The sequence below is a fragment of the Rhizobium sp. RCC_161_2 genome, assembly GCF_041355235.1.
GTDB lineage: Bacteria > Pseudomonadota > Alphaproteobacteria > Rhizobiales > Rhizobiaceae > Rhizobium.
In genome coordinates, this window is record NZ_JBFUPL010000007.1 from 193,492 (window position 1) to 216,312 (window position 22,821).

General features: G+C 61.2%; 12 protein-coding genes. 7 read left to right on the forward strand and 5 right to left on the reverse strand.

What is annotated here, in order from left to right:
* Window positions 1-295 precede the first annotated feature (295 nt).
* The 3 genes from AB6803_RS19345 to AB6803_RS19355 all read left to right on the forward strand — a co-directional run bounded on the left by AB6803_RS19345 (window position 296) and on the right by AB6803_RS19355 (window position 11,549).
* Window positions 296-8,806 (forward strand): GH36-type glycosyl hydrolase domain-containing protein, encoded by an 8,511-nt coding sequence (locus AB6803_RS19345; RefSeq protein WP_371110404.1) that lies wholly within the window; start codon window positions 296-298, stop codon window positions 8,804-8,806.
* 149 nt (window positions 8,807-8,955) lie between these two features.
* Window positions 8,956-10,113 carry an OpgC family protein gene (locus AB6803_RS19350; RefSeq protein WP_371110538.1) on the forward strand — a complete coding sequence of 386 codons (1,158 nt, stop codon included), beginning with the start codon at window positions 8,956-8,958 and terminating at the stop codon, window positions 10,111-10,113.
* A gap of 344 nt (window positions 10,114-10,457) precedes the next feature.
* Window positions 10,458-11,549 carry a porin gene (locus AB6803_RS19355; protein WP_371110405.1) on the forward strand — a complete coding sequence of 364 codons (1,092 nt, stop codon included), beginning with the start codon at window positions 10,458-10,460 and terminating at the stop codon, window positions 11,547-11,549.
* A 244-nt stretch (window positions 11,550-11,793) separates the two neighbouring features.
* Here AB6803_RS19355 and AB6803_RS19360 read toward each other — a convergent pair whose 3' ends face one another.
* A complete protein-coding gene (locus tag AB6803_RS19360) occupies window positions 11,794-12,234 on the reverse strand; it encodes a GNAT family N-acetyltransferase (protein ID WP_371110406.1) in 441 nt (146 codons plus the stop codon).
* Between the two features lie 154 nt (window positions 12,235-12,388).
* Entirely contained in the window at window positions 12,389-14,158 is a 1,770-nt protein-coding gene (locus tag AB6803_RS19365; protein ID WP_371110407.1) for a glucan ABC transporter ATP-binding protein/ permease, read from the reverse strand.
* A gap of 367 nt (window positions 14,159-14,525) precedes the next feature.
* Between AB6803_RS19365 and AB6803_RS19370 the strand changes: the two genes are divergently transcribed.
* The 3 genes from AB6803_RS19370 (at window position 14,526) to AB6803_RS19380 (ending at window position 19,764) form a co-directional block, all read left to right on the forward strand.
* Window positions 14,526-15,266 carry an autoinducer binding domain-containing protein gene (locus AB6803_RS19370; protein ID WP_371110408.1) on the forward strand — a complete coding sequence of 247 codons (741 nt, stop codon included), beginning with the start codon at window positions 14,526-14,528 and terminating at the stop codon, window positions 15,264-15,266.
* Between the two features lie 114 nt (window positions 15,267-15,380).
* On the forward strand, window positions 15,381-18,842 hold the full coding sequence (pyc, locus tag AB6803_RS19375; protein WP_371110409.1) for a pyruvate carboxylase: 3,462 nt from the start codon (window positions 15,381-15,383) through the stop codon (window positions 18,840-18,842).
* 82 nt (window positions 18,843-18,924) lie between these two features.
* On the forward strand, window positions 18,925-19,764 hold the full coding sequence (locus AB6803_RS19380; protein WP_371110410.1) for an MBL fold metallo-hydrolase: 840 nt from the start codon (window positions 18,925-18,927) through the stop codon (window positions 19,762-19,764).
* A 97-nt stretch (window positions 19,765-19,861) separates the two neighbouring features.
* Here the strand turns inward: AB6803_RS19380 and AB6803_RS19385 are convergent, their stop codons facing one another.
* The 3 genes from AB6803_RS19385 to AB6803_RS19395 form a co-directional block, all read right to left on the reverse strand.
* Window positions 19,862-20,623: an amino acid ABC transporter ATP-binding protein gene (locus AB6803_RS19385; protein ID WP_371110411.1), complete on the reverse strand. Its 762-nt coding sequence runs from the start codon at window positions 20,621-20,623 to the stop codon at window positions 19,862-19,864.
* Complete coding sequence (locus AB6803_RS19390; protein ID WP_371110412.1) at window positions 20,620-21,300, reverse strand: amino acid ABC transporter permease; 681 nt, start codon at window positions 21,298-21,300, stop codon at window positions 20,620-20,622. Before AB6803_RS19390 ends, AB6803_RS19385 begins: the two co-directional genes overlap by 4 nt.
* Window positions 21,301-21,388: 88 nt before the next feature.
* On the reverse strand, window positions 21,389-22,162 hold the full coding sequence (locus AB6803_RS19395; RefSeq protein WP_037219427.1) for an amino acid ABC transporter substrate-binding protein: 774 nt from the start codon (window positions 22,160-22,162) through the stop codon (window positions 21,389-21,391).
* A gap of 231 nt (window positions 22,163-22,393) precedes the next feature.
* Between AB6803_RS19395 and AB6803_RS19400 the strand changes: the two genes are divergently transcribed.
* Window positions 22,394-22,780, forward strand: a complete 387-nt coding sequence (locus AB6803_RS19400; RefSeq protein ID WP_371110413.1) for a cupin domain-containing protein — start codon at window positions 22,394-22,396, stop codon at window positions 22,778-22,780.
* Window positions 22,781-22,821: the final 41 nt, after the last annotated feature.

The window sequence follows — 22,821 nt, forward strand, 5'->3', positions numbered from 1 at the left end:
TCTGATCGATTGTTTTTGACGCACCGGGACTGCTGTCGGAACCATCCGGCCGCGTCTCAAGTTTCATGGGATGCCCGTTTCGAATGATGGCGCAAGATCGCCATGACCCCGAAGATGAGCCCATGAAGATCTTCGCCTGAATCGTTTGTTCTAAGCCGCCACCTTCAATTCACCCCCTTCGCGCGCCGGGAAGCGAAGCAAAAGGGTCCAAATGTGTGAATGGTTGTGTCGGGCAGGACAAAGACATCAAAGGCGATAATGCCTATCACTCTGTTTGGACCCAGAACCCGAATCCATGACGACTCAAAACCTCTCCACTGTTTCGCTACGCGATTCTGAAGCCAAGCAGATCGATCACAATGATTCGATCCGGGCGACCTATTTCTCCAACGAGCAGATACGCGAATGCGGTGCGACGTTCGCCCGCAATGGCGCCAAAACGACGCTGCCGGGCTTTGCGCCCTTCGACTTCTTCGCGCGTCACAAGGAGAACGAGAAGGAGATCCTGCGGGTCTATCGTTCGGCCAATGCCGATGTCGACGCCGGCGAATCGATCACGCCGGCGGCCGAATGGCTGCTCGACAACCACTACGTCATCGAAGAGGCGATCCAGGAAGTCCGCCGCGATTTCCCGAAGAAGTTCTACGATCAGCTGCAGACGATCACCATCGGCGGCATGGTCATGCCGCGCACCATGGCGCTGGCCTGGCTTTATGTCGCCCATACGCACAGCACCGTGTCCAACCAGGGCCTGCTGGCGCTGGTGGAGGGCTTCCAGTCCGTTGAGATGCTGAAGATCGGCGAGCTCTGGGCTGTCCCGTCGCTGGTTCGCTATATCCTCGTCGACAATCTGCGCCGCATCTCCAGCCGCGTCGAACAGAGCCGCATCACGCGCAAGAAGGCCAACGAGGCCGTCGACGAGCTGATCCGTCTCAATGACGACGCCAAGGTCGCCGAATTCCTGAAGACGCTGGAACCCTACACGTCGGACAATACCTTCGCGACGCAGTTCCTCTATCGCCTCCGTGACGGCTCGCACACCTCGGGTCTCGCCGTCACCTGGATGGAAAAGCGCATGGCGGATGCCGGCACGGACGCCGAAAGCGTCATGATGGCCGAGCATAACCGGCTGTCGTCCGGCAATGTGACGATGGGCAACATCATCAAGAGCCTGCGCCTGATCGACGATACCGACTGGTCGGTCTGGGTCGAAGAGGTGAGCGCGGTCGACAAGCTGCTCTGGGATGAGACCGACTACGCCAAGCTCGATCCCGGTTCGCGCAACAGCTATCGCCGCCGCATCGAAAAGCTTGCCCGTCGCTCCAAGAAGACCGAAATGGAGATCGCCCAGGTCGCCATGGCGATGACGGAAGCGGCCAAGGCTTCGGGCGAACCGCAGCCACAAGAGCCGAATATCGGCGACTACATCATGGGCCAGCAGACGGAAAAGCTGGAGAAGGCGATCGGCTATCGTCCCTTCTTGTCAGCGCGATTCGTGCGCCAGTGGCGCAAGCTCAACTGGCTGGCGATCGCAGCGCCCGTGATGTTTTTGACCGCTCTCGCCCTGGCTGTCGTCGGTTATTTCATGATCCAGGCCGGCATGGGCTGGGCCGAAACCATTCTCCTGCTGCTGATGTTTTCGCTGCCGGCGTCCGAAGGGGCGACGGGCCTGTTCAATTTCGTGGTCACCATGTACCTGACGCCGGCGCGCCTCGTCGGCTATGAGTTCAAGGAAGGCATTCCGGAAGAGGCCCGCACGCTGGTCGTCGTGCCGACGCTGATCGGCAACCGCGACAGCGTCGACGAACTCGTGCGCAATCTCGAAGTCCATTACCTCGCCAATCCGCGCGGCGAAGTCTATTACGCGCTGCTCAGCGACTGGCCGGACAGCCAGGAGGAAGAGAGCGAACGCGATCTGGAAATCCTCGACTATGCTCGCCGCGAAGTCGCCAACCTTGCGGCCCGCTATGCCGAAGATGGCAAGCAGCGCTTCTATCTCCTGCATCGCCGCCGCCTCTATAATCCCGCCGAAGGCTCGTGGATGGGCTGGGAGCGCAAGCGCGGCAAGCTGCACGAGCTGAACCTGCTCCTGCGCGGCGACCGCGACACCACCTTCCTGCCCGGCGCCAATACCGTGCCGAAGGACGTGAAATACGTCATGACGCTCGATTCCGACACGCGCCTGGTGCGCGATACGGTCACGAAGCTCGTCGGCAAGCTACATCATCCGATCAACCGGCCGGTCTTCGACCCCGAGACCAAGCGTGTCGTTCGCGGTTACGGTGTCTTGCAGCCGCGCGTCACCCCGTCGCTGACGACGGGCAAGGACGCCTCGGTGTTCCAGCGCGTTTTCTCCGTCAATCGCGGTCTCGACCCTTATGTCTTCGCCGTTTCCGACGTCTATCAGGACCTGGTCGAGGAAGGCACGTTCACCGGCAAGGGCCTCTATCATATCGACGCCTTTGAAGCCTCGCTGAAGGGCAAGATCGACGAGAACGCCGTTCTCAGCCACGATCTGCTCGAAGGCTCGATGGCGCGTTGCGCGCTGGTGACCGACTGCGAGCTCGTGGAAGACTTCCCGATCCGCTACGAAGTCGAAGTCTCGCGCCAGCATCGCTGGGCGCGTGGCGACTGGCAGCTCCTTCCTTACCTCTTCAATCCGAAGCGCGGCGTCACCGGTCTCGGCCGCTGGAAGATGATGGACAATCTGCGTCGTTCGCTGACGCCGATCGCCTGGTTCTTCGCCTCGGTGCTCGGCTGGTACTTCATGGGGCCGTTCGCGGCTCTGCTCTGGCAGATCCTGCTGATCTTCTGCCTGTTCGTGGCGCCGACCTTGTCCTTGATCAACGGCATTATTCCGCGCACCAGCGATATCGTCGCCCGTGCCCATCTCTATACGGTCTGGACGGATATCCGTGCCGCCAACGCGCAAGTGGCGCTGCGCATCGTCTTCATTGCCGACGGCGCCTGCATCATGGCCGACGCCATTGGGCGTTCGCTCTACCGCGCCTTCGTCAGCCGCAAGCTGATGCTGCAGTGGCGCACCGCCGCCAGCGCCCAGGCCGCGGCGCAGACCACCATTCTCGGCCACTACCGCGTCATGTGGCATGCACCGGTGCTGGCGCTGCTGGCGCTCGCCTTTGCGTCGCTGTCGGGCGACAATGCCTTCCTCGTCGGGATTCCCTTTGCCCTGCTCTGGGTCCTGTCGCCGGCGATCGCCTGGTATGTCAGCCAGTCGGCCGAAACCGAGGACAAGCTCGAAGTGCCGGAAAGCGTCTCGTCGGAGCTGCGCAAGATCGCGCGGCGCACCTGGCGCTATTTCGATACCTTCGTGGTCGAGCAGCAGAACCACCTGCCGCCGGACAACGTGCAGCAGACGCCGCATCCGGTCGTGGCCTCGCGCACCTCGCCGACCAATATCGGCGTCTATCTGCTCTCGATTATCTCGGCCCGTCATTTCGGCTGGATTTCCTTCGAGGAAACCATCGACCGCATGGAAAAGACCATGGCGACGGTCGAAAAGCTCGAGAAGTTCCGTGGGCATCTCTGCAACTGGTATCACACTGACACGCTGAAGCCGATGGGCGCGCGCTATGTCTCGGCGGTCGACAGCGGCAATTTCGCCGGTCACCTGATCGCCGTGTCCTCGGCCTGCCGCATCTGGGCGGAAGCGCCGTCCGCGCATATGCAGGGCAATCTCGACGGCATCGGCGATGTCGCCGGCATCCTCGGCGAAATACTCGCCGAGCTTCCGGATGACCGCAAGACCGTGCGCCCGCTGCGTCATCGCCTGGAAGAGCGTATCGTCGGCTTCCAGAATGCGCTGGCCGCGGTCAAGCGCGAGCACGAGTTCGCCTCGATCCGCATCATCAATCTTTCGGTCCTGGCGCATGACATCGAGAAGCTTGCCGCCAACCTCGACCACGAGGTCAAGTCGCCACAGAGCGGCGAGGTGCTTACCTGGTCGCAATCGCTGGTGAAGGTCTGCGAAGGCCATATCGCCGACAGCGTCTTCGATCTCGCCAATGTCGACGCATTGCGCCAGCGCCTGGCAAAGCTGCGCGACCGCATGCGCGAAACCGCCTTCGGCATGGAATTCGCCTTCCTCTATCGTCCGGAACGGCGCCTGCTCTCCATCGGCTTCCGCGTGGAGACCAACGAGCTCGATGCCGCCTGCTACGACTTGCTGGCGTCGGAAGCCCGCCTCACCAGCCTGTTCGCTATTGCCAAGGGCGACTTGCCGACGGAGCATTGGTATCGTCTCGGCCGTCAGGTCGTGCCGGTGGGCTCGCGCGGTGCGCTGGTCTCCTGGTCCGGCTCGATGTTCGAATATCTGATGCCGCCGCTCGTCATGCAGGAGCGTCAGGGCGGTATTCTCAACCAGACCAACAATCTGATCGTCCAGGAACAGATGAACTATGCCAAGCGTCTCGGCGCCGGCATTCCCTGGGGCATTTCGGAAGCGGCCTTCAACGCCCGCGACCATCAGATGCAATATCAGTACACCAACTTCGGTGTGCCCTCGCTCGGTCTGAAGCGCGGCCTCGGCCAGAATGCCGTCATCGCGCCCTACGCCTCTATTCTTGCCAGCCAGTATCGGCCGGAAGCGGCGCTCGAAAACCTGCAGAAGCTGCGCAAGGTCGGCGCTCTCGGCATCTACGGCTTCCATGATGCCGTCGATTTCACGCCGACCCGCGTTCCCGAAGGCAAGAAATGCGCGGTGGTCTTCAACTACTATGCCCACCACCATGGCATGTCGATTGCCGCTATTGCCAACGTTGCCTTCAACGGACGTCTGCGCGAACTCTTCCACGCCGATCCGGTGATCGAAGCGGCCGAACTGCTGCTGCAGGAAAAGGCGCCGCGCGATATCCCGGTCATGGCCGCCAAGCACGAGAGCGATCAGCCGGCCAATATCCAGGAAGACATGCTGCGTCCGGAGATCCGCAAGATCGCCGATCCGGCCACGCAGGACCGCGAACTCGCCTTCCTGTCCAACGGCCATTACTCCGTCATGCTGACGGCGACCGGTGCCGGCTATTCGCGCTGGAACGGCCTGTCCGTGTCGCGCTGGCGGCCCGATCCGACGGAAGACCGTTGGGGTACTTTCATCTTCCTGCGCGATACCGTGTCCGGCCAATGGTGGTCGACGACGGCGGAGCCGCGCAGCATCGAAGGCGAAAAGGTCAAGGTCGCCTTCAGCGACGAAAAGGCGGAATACAGCAAGACCATCGGTGATCTCACCAGTGAGGTCGAATGCATCGTTGCCACCGAGCACGATGCCGAAGGCCGCCGTGTTACGCTGCTCAACATGGGATCGGAGGACCGCTTCATTGAGGTGACCTCCTATCTCGAGCCGGCGATTGCCAGCGACGACGTCGATTCCGGCCACCCGGTTTTCGCGCGCATGTTCGTTCGCACCGAAGTCGGTAGCAGCGGTGACGTGCTTCGCGCCGAGCGCAACAAGCGCGAATATAACGAGCCGGACATGGCGATCGCGCATCTGGTTGTCGACAATGCCGGCTCCGAACGTCCGACGGAATTCGAGACGGATCGCCGCAAGTTCCTCGGCCGTGGCCGTACGCTTGCCGAGGCCGCCGCCTTCGATCCGGGTGCGACGCTCTCGGGCACACAAGGCTTCACCATGGACGCCTGCCTGTCGCTGCGCCGCGTCGTGCGCGTGCCGGCGGGCAAGAAGGTCAGCGTCATCTTCTGGACGATTTCCGCGCCGAACCGCGAAGAGGTCGACAAGGCGGTGGACCGCTACCGTAATCCGGATGCTTTCGCGGCCGAGCTGACACAGGCCTGGACGCGCACGCAGATGCAGATGCGCCATGTCGGCGTCTCCTCGCAGCAGGCGGCCGCTTTCCAGAAGCTTGCCCGCTACCTCGTCTATCCCGACATGCATCTGCGCGCCGACAGCGCCACCGTCCTTGCCGGCCTGCATTCGCAGTCGGCGCTTTGGCCGGTGACCATTTCGGGCGATTTCCCGATCTTCACGCTGCGCATCAATGACGAAATCGACATCGAAATCGCCAAGGAAGCGCTGAGTGCTGGGGAGTATCTGCGCTCGCGCGGCATCGCCGCCGATCTGGTGATCCTCAACGAATGCGCCGCTGAGCATGCGCAGGCGATGCAGCATCAACTGGATGCGCTTGCCGATCATATCCGTCACAATCAGGGAGATGGGTTGCGTCAGCACATCTTCGCGGTGCGCAAGGATCTGATCGAAAACGAGACCTACCAGCAGATCCTCGCCGCCTCGCGCGTCGTCTTCCATGCCCGCAACGGCAAGCTGGTCGACCAGATTGCTCGCGCAGCGACGCTGTTCGGCTCGGCCCCGCAGGGCGATGAGGCTCCGGTCGATCGTCGTGCCGTGGCGCTCGCGCTGCAGGCGTCGGTGTTTACGGCGGCAGAACTCGGAGCACAGGCCGATCTCGACTTCTGGAACGGTTATGGCGGCTTTGCCGAAAACGGTCGCGAATATGTCGTCCGGCTCGCGGGCGGCCAGTCGACCCCGCATCCGTGGATCAACGTCATCACCAACGAGCGCTTCGGTTTCCATGTGCCCGCCGAAGGTGGCGGTTTCACCTGGAGCCACAATTCTCGCGACTATCAGTTGACCCCATGGACCAACGACATGGTCATCAACCGTCCGGGTGAGGCGCTTTATGTGACCGATCTCGACAGCAATGCGGTGATGACTCCTTATGCCGGCCTGTCGCGCAATCCGAAGGTACAGTTTGAGACCCGCCACGGCCTCGGCTATTCGGTGTTCTCGAGCGAAGAGAACGGCATCGCGCTGGAACTGACGCAGACGGTCGATCGCGAGCGTCCGGTGAAGGTTTTCCGCCTGCGCGTCAGCAACAAGGGCAAGGGCACCCGGCGGCTGCGGCTCTACAATTACGCGGAATGGGTGCTCGGCATCAATCCGCACAAGACCAAGCCCTTCATCCTCTCGTCGCTGGACGAGGAGACGGGTGCACTGTTTGCCAACAATCCCTACAGCATCGATTATTCCAAGCGGGTCGCCTTCATGGCGGCGAGCGAGGCGCATTCGAGCTTCTCGGCCAGCCGCCGCGAATTCATCGGCCGTCACGGCACGGTGCAGATGCCGGAAGCCGTCGTTTCCGGCGCCGTCCTCTCCAACTCCACCGATCTCGACGGCGATCCCTGCGCGGCACTTGCCTTCGACCTGACCGTCGGTGCGGGTGAAGAAAAGGATATCTGCTTCTATATGGGCGACACCGCCTCTCTTGAAGAGGCGCGCACATTGGTCTCCGAGATCCGCAAGGCGGATTTCGAGGCTGTGCTGTCGGCGACACGCGGCTTCTGGGACGGCTTTACCGGTCGTCTGCAGATCTCGACGCCGGACAAGGCGATGAACAACATGATCAATGCCTGGCTTCCCTATCAGAGCCTCGGCTGCCGCATCATGGCGCGCACCGCCTTCTACCAGGCCTCGGGCGCCTTCGGCTTCCGTGACCAGTTGCAGGATACGCTGGCCTTCCTGATGCATGCGCCGGAACTTGCGCGCAAGCAGATCGTGAATGCGGCCCAGCGCCAGTTCCGCGAGGGCGACGTGCAGCATTGGTGGCTGCCGGGCAGCGGCGCCGGCGTGCGTACGCATATTTCGGACGACGTCGTCTGGCTCGCCTATGCGATCAACCAGTATTGCACAGTGACGGGCGACAAGTCGCTGCTGGACGAAGAGCTTGCCTTCGTCGAGGGCGCCGCCCTGATGCCTGGCACGCACGACGCCTTCTATCAGCCGACCGTGTCGCAGGATAAGGTCAGCGTCTATGAGCATGCTGCGCTGGCGCTCGATCTTGCCATCAAGCGCAAGGGCGGCAACGGCCTGCCGTTGATCCTCGGTGGCGACTGGAACGACGGCATGAACCGCGTCGGCATTCAGGGCCGTGGCGAAAGTGTCTGGCTCGGCTGGTTCCTCGCCGGCACGCTCACCGCCTTCCTGCCCTATGCGGAAGCACGTGGCGACAAGGAACGCGTCGAGCGCTGGACCAAGCACCTGCCGGAACTGCGCAAGTCGCTGGAAACGGCGGGCTGGGACGGCAACCATTATCGCCGTGGTTATTTCGACGACGGCAGCCCGCTCGGCTCCAGCGAGAATTTCGAATGCCAGATCGATTCGATCGCGCAATCGTGGAACATTCTCTCCGGCGAGGGCGACCCCAAGCGCGGCGAGACGGCGATGAACGCCGTTCTTGAAAAGCTGGTCGACGACGACAACCGGATGATCCGGCTGTTCACGCCGCCCTTCTCCAAGTCGGCGCGCGATCCGGGCTACATCAAGTCCTACCCGCCGGGTGTCCGCGAAAACGGCGGCCAGTATACCCATGCGGCCACTTGGGTGGTCATGGCTCTGGCGGAAATGAACCGCGGCGACGATGCCTGGCATTGCTTCGAGATGCTGAACCCGGTCAACCACGCACTTGATCGTGATCAGGCCGATACTTACCGCGTCGAGCCCTATGTCATTGCCGCCGACGTCTATGGCGAGGGGCAATTGACCGGTCGTGGCGGTTGGACCTGGTATACGGGCTCGGCCGGCTGGTTCTATCGCGTGGCGATCGAGGGCATTCTCGGTATCCGCGTCAAGAACGGCCGCCTCTACGTCAAGCCGGCGTTGCCGTCGACCTGGGACAGCTTTGCGGCGGACCTCGATCTGCCGAGCGGAAAATACCGCATTTCCGTCTCAAAAGCGCCCGATGCGAGCGGATACTCAGTCGCAGTGAATGATAGGGCGCTTGCTAATCCCGAAGAGGGCTATCCGATCGAACAGTAACGCTTTTGTGCACTGTTTTGCATTGATCGATAGGGCCAAAGAGGGAACTCTTTGGCCCTATCTGCATTTGATCGTCGGAACAGGAGATGTTCATGAACATCAGGGCACATATCGACACGCGGTCGGGAAGCGCCAGCGGCTCGCCGAAGATGTCGACGGGGCGCGATACGAGGCTGGATGTTCTAAGGGCCTTGGCCCTGATCACGATCTTCATCAACCATGTTCCCGGCCAGTTCTTCGAACATCTGACGACGAAGAATTTCGGCTTCTCCGATGCGGCCGAAGCCTTCGTGCTGATCTCCGGCATCTCCGTCGGCCTCGCCTATGGCACGCGGTTCAAGCCCGGCAACCGGCTCATGACCGCCTGGAAGGCGGTCAAGCGCGCCTTCACACTCTATACGGCGCATATGATCACCACCTTCATCACACTGGTGCTGTTCATCTCCGGCGCCTGGATCTTCCGGCAGGTGGGTCTGCTCTGCGAGGTAAACATCCTCGCGGTGCTGATGGATCCGGCGCGGGGCATTCCGGCCCTGCTGCTGCTTGGTCACCAGATCGGCTACAATAATATCCTGCCGATGTATGGCGCGCTGTTCCTGATGTTGCCGTTGATGCTGGCATTGGAGGCGAAAAGCCCATTGCTTCTGCTGCTGGTTTCCGGTGGCGTCTGGCTGCTGGCCGGCATCTACCAGATCGCGCCGCACACCATGCTGCTCGACGGCTTCTGGTTCCTGAACCCTCTCTCCTGGCAATTCCTGTTCGTCATCGGTTTCGTCGCCGTCATGCATGTGAAGCGCGGCGGCCGGATTGCCTATAATCCGGTTCTGTTCGCGCTGTCGCTTGCCTATGTCATGCTGTCCTTCATCTGGGTCACCGACAAGCTCTGGGTGCTGGGCGACCACTTGGCCGCGTTCGGCCTGCCCCCGGTCATTACCGGTTTCGACAAGACCTTCCTGTCGCTGCCGCGGCTTCTGCATGTGCTGGCGCTTGCCTATCTCATTATCTGCATACCATCCGTGTCGCGCGTGCTGCGGCGGCCGGAGAACCATCCGCTGGCGATCTTCGGGCGTCATTCCCTCAGCATCTTCGTTGCCGGTACGATCCTCGCCATGGCGGGGCAGGTCATCCTCTATGTCACGGAGAAGGACCCGGCCGTCGGTGCCGCCTATGTCGTCGTCGGTATCGTCCTGCAGTTTGCCTATGCCTACTATCTTGAGCATAAGCGGCTGGACACGGCCCATAATCGCCCCACCACGACATTGGCGGGTGCGCTTCGCATGCCGGTGCGGGTCGAACGACACCGGTAACCCGTCGGGGGTCATTCGGTACTGAACCAACCAACAAATTGATTTTCAACGACAATCCATTCATGACGATGTCGTGAAGGGATTGTGACGTGATTTTTCTGCAACGCAGCGACGCTTCGGTGTGCCGCAACCGATATTTAATTGCTCAAAATCTTGTTGTGCAAAACTGAAATCCCTAAATCGAGCCTGTGACGACGCTCGGGGAGTGTCGTCACCCCGGCGTCATACGTGCCCGAACGGGTGCGTGTCGCAATCGTGGGGATTGTCAAAACGGGAATGGGGTAGGGAACGTCGAATTTTCGGCGCGATAACTCATGCCCAATCGCTACTTGATTGGAGTAATCATGAATATCAGAAGTCTTCTTCTCGGGTCCGCCGCCGCCCTGGCCGCCGTCTCGGGAGCACAGGCGGCTGACGCCATTGTGGCCGCCGAGCCGGAACCGCTGGAATATGTTCGCATTTGCGACGCCTATGGCGCCGGCTACTTCTTTATTCCGGGCACCGAGACCTGCCTGAAGATCGGCGGCCGCGTCCGCACCGAGGGCGAATGGTACGACGCCTACAACGCCAACAGCAAGAACGGCACGCTCTGGCACACTCGCGCCGAGCTGAACGTCGACACTGCCACGGATACCGAATACGGTCCGCTGAAGACCAACACGGTTATCCGTTGGGACTGGAACGATGGCAATTCGACCAGCACCAAGCTGCTCTGGGCCAATATCAGCCTCGGCGGCTTCCTGGTCGGCAAGGCCGATTCGCAGTACAACTACTACATGGGTTATGCCGGCAACGTCATCAACGACGACGTCATTTATGACGGCCCGAAGGAGCTCAACCAGCTCACCTACAAATATGATGCCGGCAACGGCTTCACGGCGGTGATCTCGCTGGAAGATTCCAACTCCTCGAGCGATACCTCGTCCTATGGCGGCGCATGGCGCACCGGCAAGGCCGATCACTATGCTCCCGACGTCGTCGCCGGTGCCGGCTACAAGGCGGGCGCATGGACCCTCAGGGTCATCGGCGGCTACGACAGCGTTGTCCAGGAAGGTGCGATCAAGGCCCGCATCGATGCCGATTTCGGCGACTTCAAGGCCTTCCTGATGGGCGGCTGGAACACCGACGGCGACAAGCTGAACAAGTATGCGGGCTCCTATCTCAACAGCAACCGGGCTGCTTGCCCGACGGATGGCGCGGATTGCGGCTGGGGTGACTGGGCCTTCTGGACGGGTGCCAGCTACCAGCTGACGCCGAAGCTGCAGGCCAATGCCCAGGTTGCCTATACCGACTCGAAGATCTTCGCCGCCACCGCCAACGTCGCCTGGCGTCCGGTCAAGGATCTGCTGGTCGAGCCGGAAGTCTCCTACACCAATTGGGATGCCGCGAACACCGACCAGTGGGCCGGCGTGCTCCGCTTCGAGCGCAAGTTCTGATCTGATCCCGGCCTGAGGCCAGTCCTACCCTGGCTTGACGCCAATCATAATCGGTCCAACGCCCGTCATGACTCCGCGGGCGTCAGGCCGATTTGACCTCCGATCAGAGAAGGAGAAAGGCCCGGTTTTCCCTGCCGGGCCTTTCTTGTTTTGTCCCACGATTTCCGGCTAGGGTGATGTGCGCGCAAAAGAGTCGCGTCATATTGTAGATACGGGCGGCCGCCATTGGCCTTGTCTTTGAGTGTCAGGCTTGCTGGGAGAGCAGTTTTTTCAGGAAAAACCGGCAGGGCGTTTGCGCGTCTCCCTCAAGTTCGCCAAACTGCTCAAATCCGAGCTTGAGATAAAACGGCTTTGCTTGAAAGTCGTATGTATCGAGAAAGATACCGAGGTAGCCTCGCTCACGGGCCACCCGCTCTGCCTCGCTTATCAGCCTGGCACCAAAGCCTTTGCCTCTGAATGCCTCCGGCACAACCAGATATTTGATGAATAGCCAGTTGTATTCGTCAGTCGCATACAGACCACCGATGATCTCGGCTGTGTCGGGGTTCTTGAGAACTATTCCGAGATTGGGCCGCTCGATCAGGTGAGCGGTATGGTGAGCATTGAAATCCAGGAGCAATTTAAGGACTCGATCGCGCTCTTCGGCGGTCGGTTCATTGGGGAGGATTTCGATGATCGGAAGCATGTCTTCAAAATGAGGCAACGGGTGTTCGGTGTCCAGCAGTCAACTTCGCACTTGCAGGCCGTTTCGCATAGAGAAGAGAAGCTGGCGGCATGCAACAAAAAAACCGGGGGAGCATTGCTCCCCCGGCTTCGACTTTTGGGCCCCATGCGAATGATCAGGCGGCTTCGTGTTCCGTGGTATGTGCCTTGCGGACTTCCTCGTCCGTCAGGATACCGCTGGCGCGCAGCAGGGCGGCAAAGCGGCCGTTGCTCTGGCTGAGCGCGCTGAAGCTGCCATTCTCGATAACGCGTCCGTTTTCGAGGAAGAGGACGATATCGGCCTCGCGAACCGTCGACAGGCGGTGGGCGATGATGAATGTCGTGCGGTTCTGCCGCAGATTGTCGATCGCCGCCTTGACCCTGTTCTCCGTCTCCACGTCGAGCGCGCTGGTCGCCTCGTCGAGCACGAGGATCGGCGCGTCCTTGAGGATGGCGCGGGCAATGGCAATACGCTGGCGTTCACCACCGGAGAGCTTGTTGCCGCGTTCGCCGACACGGGTCTCGTAGCCGCTTTCACGCGTCTCGATGAAGTCGTTGGCGGCAGCCGCTTCGGCAGCGCGCATCATCTCTTCTTCGGTCGCACCCTCGCGGCCGAGACGGATGTTGTCGCTGATCGAGCGGTTCAGCAGGCCGGCATCCTGGAAGACGGTAGCGATGTAGCGGCGCAGCGACTTGCGTGTCACCTTGGTAATGTCGTTGCCGTCGACGAGGATCTGGCCACCCTGCGGATCGTAGACACGCTGCAGGAGGTTGACCAGCGTCGTCTTGCCGGCGCCGGTCGGGCCGACGATAGCGACGGTCTGGCCGGCCTTCACCGTGAAGTTGATGTTGTGCAGGCCCTGGGCGCTGTTGCCGAAGCCGAAGGAAACGTTGCGGAACTCGACTTCACCCTTGACGTCCTTGATCTCGGCAAGGCCAGCCGGCTCTTCACGGTCGCGGACGGAATCTTCCAGCGTATAGAAGTCCACCAGCTTGGCGCGGGCTTCGAAGATCTGGTTGGCGAAGTTGCGCAGCAGCTCCAGGCGGCCGATCAGGACGTTGGCGAAGGCGATGAAGGTGATCAGCGCGCCGATGCTGAGGCTGCCGCCCTGGACAAGTACGGTGCCGATCATGAGGATCGCCATCATCGCAATGGTCGAGGCGGTGCGGTTCAGCGCGCCGGCCAGCGCCCACCAGTCGAGGACCGGATACTGGGCGGCGAGCAGACGTTCGGTGAAGGACTTCAGCGCCTTGGTTTCCGCTTCGATGCGGTTGTAGCTATGCAGCACCGAGACGTTGCTGATCGAGTCGCTGACATGCGAGAAAACGGTGTTGTAATGGCTTTCGACCGAGGTTTGGCCGTCCTTGGTGCGGTTCATGACCACACTGCCGATGATCCAGTAGAAGATACCGAGCAGAACGAGGACGGCAGACAGGCGCAGATCCATGGCCATGGCGGTCGGGATCATCACGACAAGGGCGACGGCCGTCGTCAGGTGATTGCGCATGAATTCGAGCCACAGGCCGAACAGGGCTTCACAGGCACGCAGCAGCGTGTTCAGCGCGCTGGCCGTTCCGCGCTGGCTGTGCCAGGACAGGGGCATGGAAATGATGCGGCTGAAGGCCTCCGTCAGCAGCGACGCGCGACGGCCGTGGGCGAGACGGTCCGCCTCGCGGGAAACGATGATGAAGGCGACCGCGCTGAAGACGGCGAAGCCGGCCCACAGCATCATGGTCGGCGTCACGGGCTCTTTCTTGCCGATGGCGTCGAAGATGCGGCCGAACAGAACCGGCTCGTAAATGGTGGTCATGGCCAACGCGATGTTTGCGATGACGACCATCCAAACGCGGTAACGATACGCGCCAAGATACTTCAGGGCTCTTGCATAGACTTTGAAAAGTGACACGTCTGGCAACCTCTGTGCATCAGCAAATTCGGGATGATGGGGACACTACAGATTGCTACCTGAACCGGCGATTAACGGAATCTGGCGCTGTTTTTTCAAAGGAATTTTTACGGGTTAGGCGCCCAGTTGCCAGGGTGGGCCATTGACCGCTTGAGAAATATGAGGATTTAGGAATACTTGTCTTCGGATAGCATTGCCGCAGGGTGGGGCGATTGCTATGCGAGGTTGAATACTGAATTTCTCGCCAAAGACGTTCAATTTTATTTCGATCCGAGTATGTTTGCCCGCCATCCACCGCGCCGGTGGCCGAGCGGATATCGATGGGTGCTCGTCGATGAAGACCAGGCCTTTAGGCCAGGGGGTATGTGTGAATATTCATTCGTTAATGCAATTGCTTGTGGTCATCGAAGAATGCAAGCAAACCAAGAATGTCGTGGCGGAGCTGGAGTCGGTATTGCGCTCCTACAAGTTCGATTTCTATGGCCTGCTGAGACATCCGCGGCCTGCCGTCGACGTTGTCAGCGTCATGCTTGCCGGACGCTGGCCAGACAAATGGCCGCTTACCTATGTCACCCGGAAATATGTGCTGGTCGATCCGACCATGAGGTATCTCGGCCAGGCGCAGCGGCCGTTCCGCTGGCGGGATGCGATGGCGGCGCTAAAGGGCGATCCGCTCCGCCGCCGCATGGAGCAGATGATGGCCGACGCCCGCGCCAACGGGCTCGTCGACGGTTATATTTTTCCCATTTTCGGGCGCAGCGGCTTGCTCGGCACGATGACGATCGGCGGCAATTCGGTCGATCTGTCGCCCTCGGAGCTCTCGTTGTTCGATGCCGTAGCCAAGAAGACTTTCTGGCGGCTTCTGGAGCTGCGCGACGAGGCGCGGCCGCTGGAGGAAGCATCCGCGACCGACGCCAAGCTGACCAGGCGTGAGATCGAGGTGCTGAATTATCTTGCGGAAGGCATGACCTCGATGGAGATCAGCCGCACGCTGAAGATCTCAAATCACACAGTCGACTGGTATATGAACAGTATCCAGGACAAGCTGAACGCCCGAAACCGCCAGCACATCGTCGCAATCGCCTTCAGAAACGGACTTGTTCCATAGCCGCAACTATTTTGGTTTCTGACGTTACGGGAAATTGAACTTCTCGTGACAAGAAGTTAAGAATTCTCTTCGCGGGTGCAGCATTGCCCGTTTCGATGCCGTGAGGAGACTGCATTGCCCATTTCCAAGATCCTGGTTGCCAACCGTTCCGAGATTGCCATCCGCGTGTTTCGCGCCGCCAACGAGCTCGGCATAAAAACAGTCGCCATCTGGGCCGAGGAAGACAAACTGGCATTGCACCGCTTCAAGGCGGACGAAAGCTATCAGGTCGGCCGCGGCCCGCATCTAGCGCGCGATCTCGGCCCGATCGAAAGCTATCTGTCGATCGACGAGATCATCCGCGTCGCCAAGCTGTCTGGCGCCGATGCCATTCATCCAGGTTATGGCCTCCTGTCTGAGAGCCCCGAATTCGTCGACGCCTGCGATGCCGCCGGCATCATCTTCATCGGCCCGCGCGCGGATACGATGCGCCAGCTCGGCAACAAGGTGGCGGCCCGCAACTTGGCGATCTCGGTCGGCGTGCCGGTGGTTCCGGCGACCGAACCGCTGCCCGACGATATGAAGCTCGTGGCAAAGATGGCCGAGGAGATCGGCTATCCGGTGATGCTCAAGGCCTCCTGGGGCGGCGGCGGTCGCGGCATGCGCGCCATCCGTGATCCCAAGGATCTCGCCAAGGAAGTGACGGAAGCCAAGCGCGAGGCGATGGCCGCCTTCGGCAAGGACGAGGTCTATCTGGAAAAGCTGGTGGAGCGCGCCCGCCATGTCGAAAGCCAGGTGCTTGGCGACACCCACGGCAATGTCGTCCATCTGTTCGAGCGTGACTGTTCGGTCCAGCGCCGCAACCAGAAGGTCGTCGAGCGCGCGCCCGCACCTTACCTCACGGACGCCCAGCGCCAGGAACTGGCTGCCTATTCGCTGAAGATCGCCGGTGCCACCGGCTATGTCGGCGCCGGCACCGTCGAATATCTGATGGATGCCGATACCGGCAAGTTCTATTTCATCGAGGTCAATCCGCGCATCCAGGTCGAGCATACGGTGACCGAAGTCGTCACCGGCATCGATATCGTTAAGGCGCAGATCCATATACTCGACGGCTTTGCCATCGGCACCCCGGAATCGGGCGTTCCGAAGCAACAGGATATCCGCCTCAACGGCCATGCGCTGCAGTGCCGCGTCACGACCGAGGATCCGGAGCACAACTTCATTCCCGATTATGGCCGCATCACCGCCTATCGCTCGGCTGCCGGCTTCGGTATCCGTCTCGATGGCGGCACGGCCTATTCGGGTGCGATTATCACCCGCTTCTATGATCCGCTGCTGGTCAAGGTGACGGCCTGGGCGTCGACGCCGGATGAGACGATCGCCCGCATGGACCGGGCGCTGCGCGAATTCCGTATCCGCGGCGTCGCGACCAACCTTACCTTCCTCGAAGCGATCATCACCCACCCGAAATTCCGCGACAACAGCTATACGACGCGCTTCATCGACACGACGCCGGAACTGTTCCAGCAGGTCAAGCGCCAGGACCGCGCCACCAAGCTGCTCACCTATCTGGCCGACGTCACCGTCAACGGCCATCCGGAGGTTCGCGGCCGGCCGGCGCCGTCACCAAAGGCTTCGGAGCCGGTGCTGCCCTATATCGATGGCAAGGTTCCAGACGGCAGCAAGCAGCGGCTCGACCAGCTCGGTCCGCAGAAGTTTGCCGAATGGATGCGCAACGAAAAGCGCGTGCTTTTGACCGACACGACGATGCGCGACGGCCATCAATCGCTGCTCGCCACCCGCATGCGGACCTTCGACATCGCCCAAGTCGCCGGCACCTATGCCCGGGCGCTACCGCAACTGCTGTCGCTGGAATGCTGGGGCGGCGCCACCTTCGACGTTTCCATGCGCTTCCTGACGGAAGATCCGTGGGAGCGCCTGTCGCTGATCCGCGAGGGTGCGCCGAACCTGCTTCTGCAAATGCTTTTGCGCGGCGCCAACGGCGTCGGCTATACCAACTATCCCGACAATGTCGTCAAATACTTCGTCCGCCAGGCCGCCAAGGGCGGTATCGACCTCTTCCGCGTCTTCGACTGCCTGAACTGGGTTGAGAACATGCGCGTGTCGATGGATGCCGTCATCGAGGAGAACAAGCTCTGCGAGGCAGCGATCTGCTATACTGGCGACATCCTCAATTCCGCTCGTCCGAAGTACGATCTGAAATACTACACTGATCTCGCCGTCGAGCTGGAAAAGGCCGGCGCCCATATCATCGCGCTGAAGGACATGGCCGGTCTTCTGAAGCCGGCTGCCGCCAAGGTGCTGTTCAAGGCGCTGCGCGAGGCGACCAGCCTGCCGATCCATTTCCACACGCATGATACCTCGGGCATAGCCGCCGCCACGGTGCTGGCGGCTGTGGACGCAGGCGTCGATGCGGTCGATGCGGCAATGGATGCGCTCTCCGGCAACACCTCGCAGCCCTGCCTCGGCTCGATCGTCGAAGCCTTGAAGGGTACGGAACGCGATCCGGGGCTTGATCCCGAATGGATCCGCCGAGTCTCCTTCTACTGGGAAGCGGTGCGCCATCAGTATGCGGCCTTCGAGAGCGACCTCAAGGGGCCGGCCTCGGAGGTCTATCTGCACGAAATGCCGGGTGGCCAGTTCACCAACCTCAAGGAACAGGCCCGTTCGCTCGGTCTCGAGACCCGCTGGCATCAGGTGGCGCAGGCCTATGCCGATGCCAACCAGATGTTCGGCGATATCGTCAAGGTGACGCCGTCCTCCAAGGTGGTCGGCGACATGGCGTTGATGATGGTCTCCCAGGACCTGACAGTTGCCGATGTGGTCAATCCCGACCGGGAAGTGTCCTTCCCGGAATCGGTGGTCTCGATGCTGAAGGGCGATCTCGGCCAGCCGCCAGGCGGATGGCCGGTGGCCTTGCAGAAGAAGGCGCTGAAGGGCGAGGCACCCTATACGGTGCGCCCGGGTTCACTGTTGGCCGAGGCCGATCTCGATGCGGAGCGCAAGGTCATCGAGACCAAGCTGGAGCGCAAGGTCGACGACTTCGAATTTGCCTCCTACCTGATGTATCCGAAGGTCTTCACCGACTATGCGCTGGCCGCCGATACATATGGCCCGGTCTCGGTGTTGCCGACGCCTGCCTACTTCTACGGCTTGAAGGAAGGTGGCGAACTCTTTGCCGAGATCGAAAAGGGCAAGACGCTGGTGGTCGTCAACCAGGCGATGACGGCGACCGACGAGAAGGGCATGGTGACCGTGTTCTTCGAGCTCAACGGCCAGCCGCGCCGCATCAAGGTGCCGGACCGTGCCCATGGCGCGTCGGGCAGCGCCGTGCGCCGCAAGGCGGAACCCGGTAATGCCGCCCATGTCGGTGCGCCGATGCCGGGCGTCATCTCCCGCGTCTTCGTCACCCCGGGCCAGGCGATCAAGGCCGGCGACGTGCTCGTCTCCATCGAAGCAATGAAGATGGAAACGGCACTGCATGCGGAGAAGGACGGCACCATCACCGAAGTCCTCGTCCTTGCTGGCGATCAGATCGATGCCAAGGACTTGCTGGTCGTCTACGGGGCTTAAATGTCCGTCACGAAACAAGGGAAGGGGCCGGCTTCCGAGCCGGCCTTTTCCCGAACGTGGCCTTCAAGGCGAGATCGCATCAATGACAGACAGTCTCCGGCATTTCGGGCAGTATGACGTTATCCTTTTGCGCGACGGCGTCTTCGAAGCGCCGGCAGAGGTGCTGATCCATGCGGACGGCAGCGTTGCACGGCAGGGCGCGATCGCGGCGTTGGGCAAGCCGATGCTTCAGGTGGATGTAAACTGTTTTGCCTTGCGTAGCGCCGACGGCATTATTCTCGTGGACGCCGGCGCCGGTACCGCGTGGGGACCAAAATACGGCTATGCGCGATCGGCATTGCATGACGCCGGCATCACGCCGGACCAGATACGGCTGATATTGCTGACCCATATCCACGGCGATCATGCGCTCGGCCTGTTCGACGGAGACGCCCCGTATTTCCCGAATGCCGAAATAGTCGTGCCGGCCAGGGATTTTGCCTTTTTCACCGATCCGGCCGCTCGAGAGGCAACACCTGAGGCGCGCCGCGGTGGCTTCAAGGTGGCTGAGCAGCTTGTCCGCGTCTATGGGTCCCGAGTCCGGCAGATTCCTGATGGTCCAGTGCTCGCCGGCATAGAGGCCCGCCCTCTGCCGGGTCACACCCCCGGCCACACCGGCTATCTGGTGCGTGGCGGCGATCGGATCGACGCCGAGGACAAGGATCTCCTGATCTGGGGCGACACCTTGCATCTGGAAGACCTTCAACCCGGCGATCCGAAGATCGGCCTGATCTACGATATCGACCCCGAGATGGCAGTACGAACGCGTCAGGCTACGCTGGAACATGCCGTCCGCGAAGGCTGGATTGTCGCCGGCGGCCATATCACCGGTTTCGGCCGCGTAGAACGGGCCTCAGAGGGCTACCAGATCGTGCCGGCGTAAGACACTCGGCTATCGCTCCTGCCCCGTCGCTGGGCTGTTGCGAGTTATCCGGTCGATCTCGTAACCGAACCTCCGGTAAAGCGTCGGATGTCTGCCCTCATATATCGTAGCTATGCCCGGCATTCAGCGTCGAGATGAACTGCTTTGTCCGCTCCTGCTGAGGGGCGCCGAAGATGGTGCGGGAGGGGCCGGTTTCGACGATGTTGCCGGCTTCGAGGAAGACGACACTGGTGGCGATCTTCGAGGCGAGGCGCAGGTCGTGCGTCGCCATCACCATGGTCGTGCCTTCATTGGCGAGCTTGCCGAGAACATCGACGACTTCGGCGGCCAGTTCCGGATCGAGCGCCGAGGTCGGCTCGTCGCAAAGGAGCACGCGGGGCGAGGGGGCGAGCGCGCGGGCGATCGCCACACGCTGCTGCTGCCCGCCGGAGAGCGTCGAGGGCCATGCGTCGATCTTGTGCGCCATGCCGACCTTGGTCAGAAGCTCGACGGCGCGGGCGTGGGCCTTGTCGGCCGGCCAGCGCAGCACGGTCGTCAGGCCCTCCATGACGTTTTCTATGGCGGTCCTGTGCGGAAAGAGCTGGAAATTCTGGAAGACCATGCCGGTCTGGCGGCGGATCTTCTGGATGTCCGGCCAGGCGGTCTTCTTGCCCGGCTGAAAGGTGGTGCTCACCTCGCCGATGCGGATCGTACCGGCGGTCGGGATTTCCAGAAGGTTGATGCAGCGCAAAAGCGTGCTCTTGCCGCCGCCGGAAGGGCCGACCAGCGCCGTCACCGTGCCTTCCGGAATGGTCAGGCTGATATCCTTGAGGATGACGCTGTCGCCGAAGCGCTTTTCGATGTGTGACAGTTCGATCATGTCCGCGCCTCCAGCATGCCGCCGGAGCGCGCGAACCGACGTTCGAGATAGCCCTGCAGCGTCGAGAGGAAGGTGCTGAGCACGAGATAGATGATGGCGGCCTCGATATAGAGGATCAGCGGCTCATAGGTGGTCGCGACGATGCGCTGCGCGGCCTGGAACAGCTCCGGCACGGTAATGGCGGCGGCAAGCGAGGTGTCCTTGACCAGCGAGATGAAGGTGTTCGACAGCGGCGGCACGGCGACGCGGGCCGCCTGCGGCAAGATGGTGCGGCTCATCGCCTGGCGCCAGTTCATGCCGATGGAATAGGCGGCCTCCCACTGGCCTTTCGGCACGGAGGAGATGACGGCGCGGATGATCTCGGACGAGTAGGCGCCGACGTTCAGCGTGAAGCCGATGACGGCGGCCGGAAAGGCGTCGAGCAGGATGCCCATGCTCGGCAGGCCGTAGAAGATGACGAAAAGCTGCACCAGAAGCGGCGTGCCGCGGATCACCCAGACATAGAAGCGCGCGACCGCGACAAGTGGCTTTGGGCCGAACAGCCTTGTCACGGCGGTGACGAGGCCTAGCAGCAGGCCGAGAACGAAGGTGATCAGGGTGAGCGGGATAGTGAAGACGAGCCCCGCCCAAAGCAGCGTGCCCAGCGACTCCCACATCAATTGCAACCAGTGCTCCACGGAGAAGCGACCTTTCCATAATAAAATACGTCCGGGGATGGCCCCGGACGCATCTTTTTCACAATTTGGCGTTTCTGCCTATTCCCACTTACTTCGAAACATCCTGGCCGAAGTATTTGTCGGAGATCTTGGCATAGGTGCCGTCAGCCTTGATGTCGGCCAGCGCCTTGTTGATGGCGGCCTGCAGTTCCGGCTCGCCCTTGCGGATGATGGCGGCGGAAAAATCGGCATTGGCCTGCTGGGCGACGATCTTCACCGGCGCGTCGGGCTTGTGCTTCTTGAAATCGAGGAAGGACAGGCTGTCGTTGATGGTGGCGTCGGCGCGGCCGGTGAGCACAAGCTGGATCGACTGGTCGAAACCATCGGTGCCGACGAGTTCGGCGCCGGATGCTTGAGCGAGCTTGCCGAAATTGCTGGTCAGCGACTGTGCGGACTTCTTGCCCTTGAGATCGGCGAAATCCTTGATGTCGGTGTTGCTTTCCTTGACGATCAGGACGGCCTTGGAGGCGATGTAGGGGTCGGAGAAGTCATACTTCTGCTTGCGAGCATCGGTGACGCCAACTTCGTTGATGACGGTGTCGTAGCGCTTGGCGTCGAGGCCGGCGATCAGGCCGTCCCATTTGCCTTCCAGGAACTCGGCCTTGACGCCGAGCTTGGAAGCGATGGCCTCGGCGATCTCGACATCGAAGCCGACGAGCTTGCCGCTTGCGTCATGAAAGGTGAAGGGCGCATAGGTGCCTTCCGTGCCGACCTTCAGCACGCCGGCGTCCTGGATCGCCTTGAGATTGTCGCCGGCATGGGCGGGCAAAAGGAAAGCGGCCTGCACGAGGGCGGCGGCGGCAACGGTCTTCAACCAGTTCATCGTTTTCTTCCGTTTCTGGAACGTGTTGCAATCAATGTTGCATACATCGCAGAAAAATCGGAGCGGGAAAGCGTAGAAAACTGCGAAAGAAATCGGCAATTGCGAATATTTTTCTCAAGAGCTGGTGGATTCGATAGCTTTGCCAACCGGTCTGCCCTTTTGCACAATCGTTCAAGATCGATCCGGGGCTGCCGTTCATAACCACCCTTCCTGTATCCGAAAGGGAAGACCATGACAGACGTAAGCGCGGCATCGACCAGGCAAGCTATCAATTTCCAGGAGAAGCTTGGAAAGCTTCAGGGGTTCTGGCAGCCTCGCGTCGTTGCCGAGATGAACGACTATCAGTTCAAGCTCGTCCGCATCGAGGGCGATTTCATCTGGCACGATCATCCGGAAACGGACGAGACCTTCATCGTTCTCGAGGGGCAGTTGCGGATCGATTTTCGCGATGGCGCCGTTCATATCGGACCCGGCGAGATGTTCGTCGTTCCGAAGGGCGTGGAGCACAAGCCTTTCGCGGAGAAGGAAGTCCGGATGATGCTGATCGAACCACGCGGCACGTTGAATACCGGCCATGAGGGCGGCGAGAGGACCGCTGAGAACGATCTCTGGATATAGATCGCATTCCGCCGAGCCCGGTCGGGGAGGCCGGGCTTGTT

Coding starts and splice junctions, on each gene's coding strand:
- AB6803_RS19355 (WP_371110405.1), top strand. CDS start 10,458: ATGAATATCAGAAGTCTTCTTCTCGGGTCCGCCGCCGCCCTGGCCGCC.
- AB6803_RS19380 (WP_371110410.1), top strand. CDS start 18,925: ATGACAGACAGTCTCCGGCATTTCGGGCAGTATGACGTTATCCTTTTG.
- AB6803_RS19400 (WP_371110413.1), top strand. CDS start 22,394: ATGACAGACGTAAGCGCGGCATCGACCAGGCAAGCTATCAATTTCCAG.
- AB6803_RS19350 (WP_371110538.1), top strand. CDS start 8,956: ATGTCGACGGGGCGCGATACGAGGCTGGATGTTCTAAGGGCCTTGGCC.
- AB6803_RS19395 (WP_037219427.1), bottom strand. CDS start 22,162: ATGAACTGGTTGAAGACCGTTGCCGCCGCCGCCCTCGTGCAGGCCGCT.
- AB6803_RS19360 (WP_371110406.1), bottom strand. CDS start 12,234: ATGCTTCCGATCATCGAAATCCTCCCCAATGAACCGACCGCCGAAGAG.
- AB6803_RS19385 (WP_371110411.1), bottom strand. CDS start 20,623: ATGATCGAACTGTCACACATCGAAAAGCGCTTCGGCGACAGCGTCATC.
- AB6803_RS19345 (WP_371110404.1), top strand. CDS start 296: ATGACGACTCAAAACCTCTCCACTGTTTCGCTACGCGATTCTGAAGCC.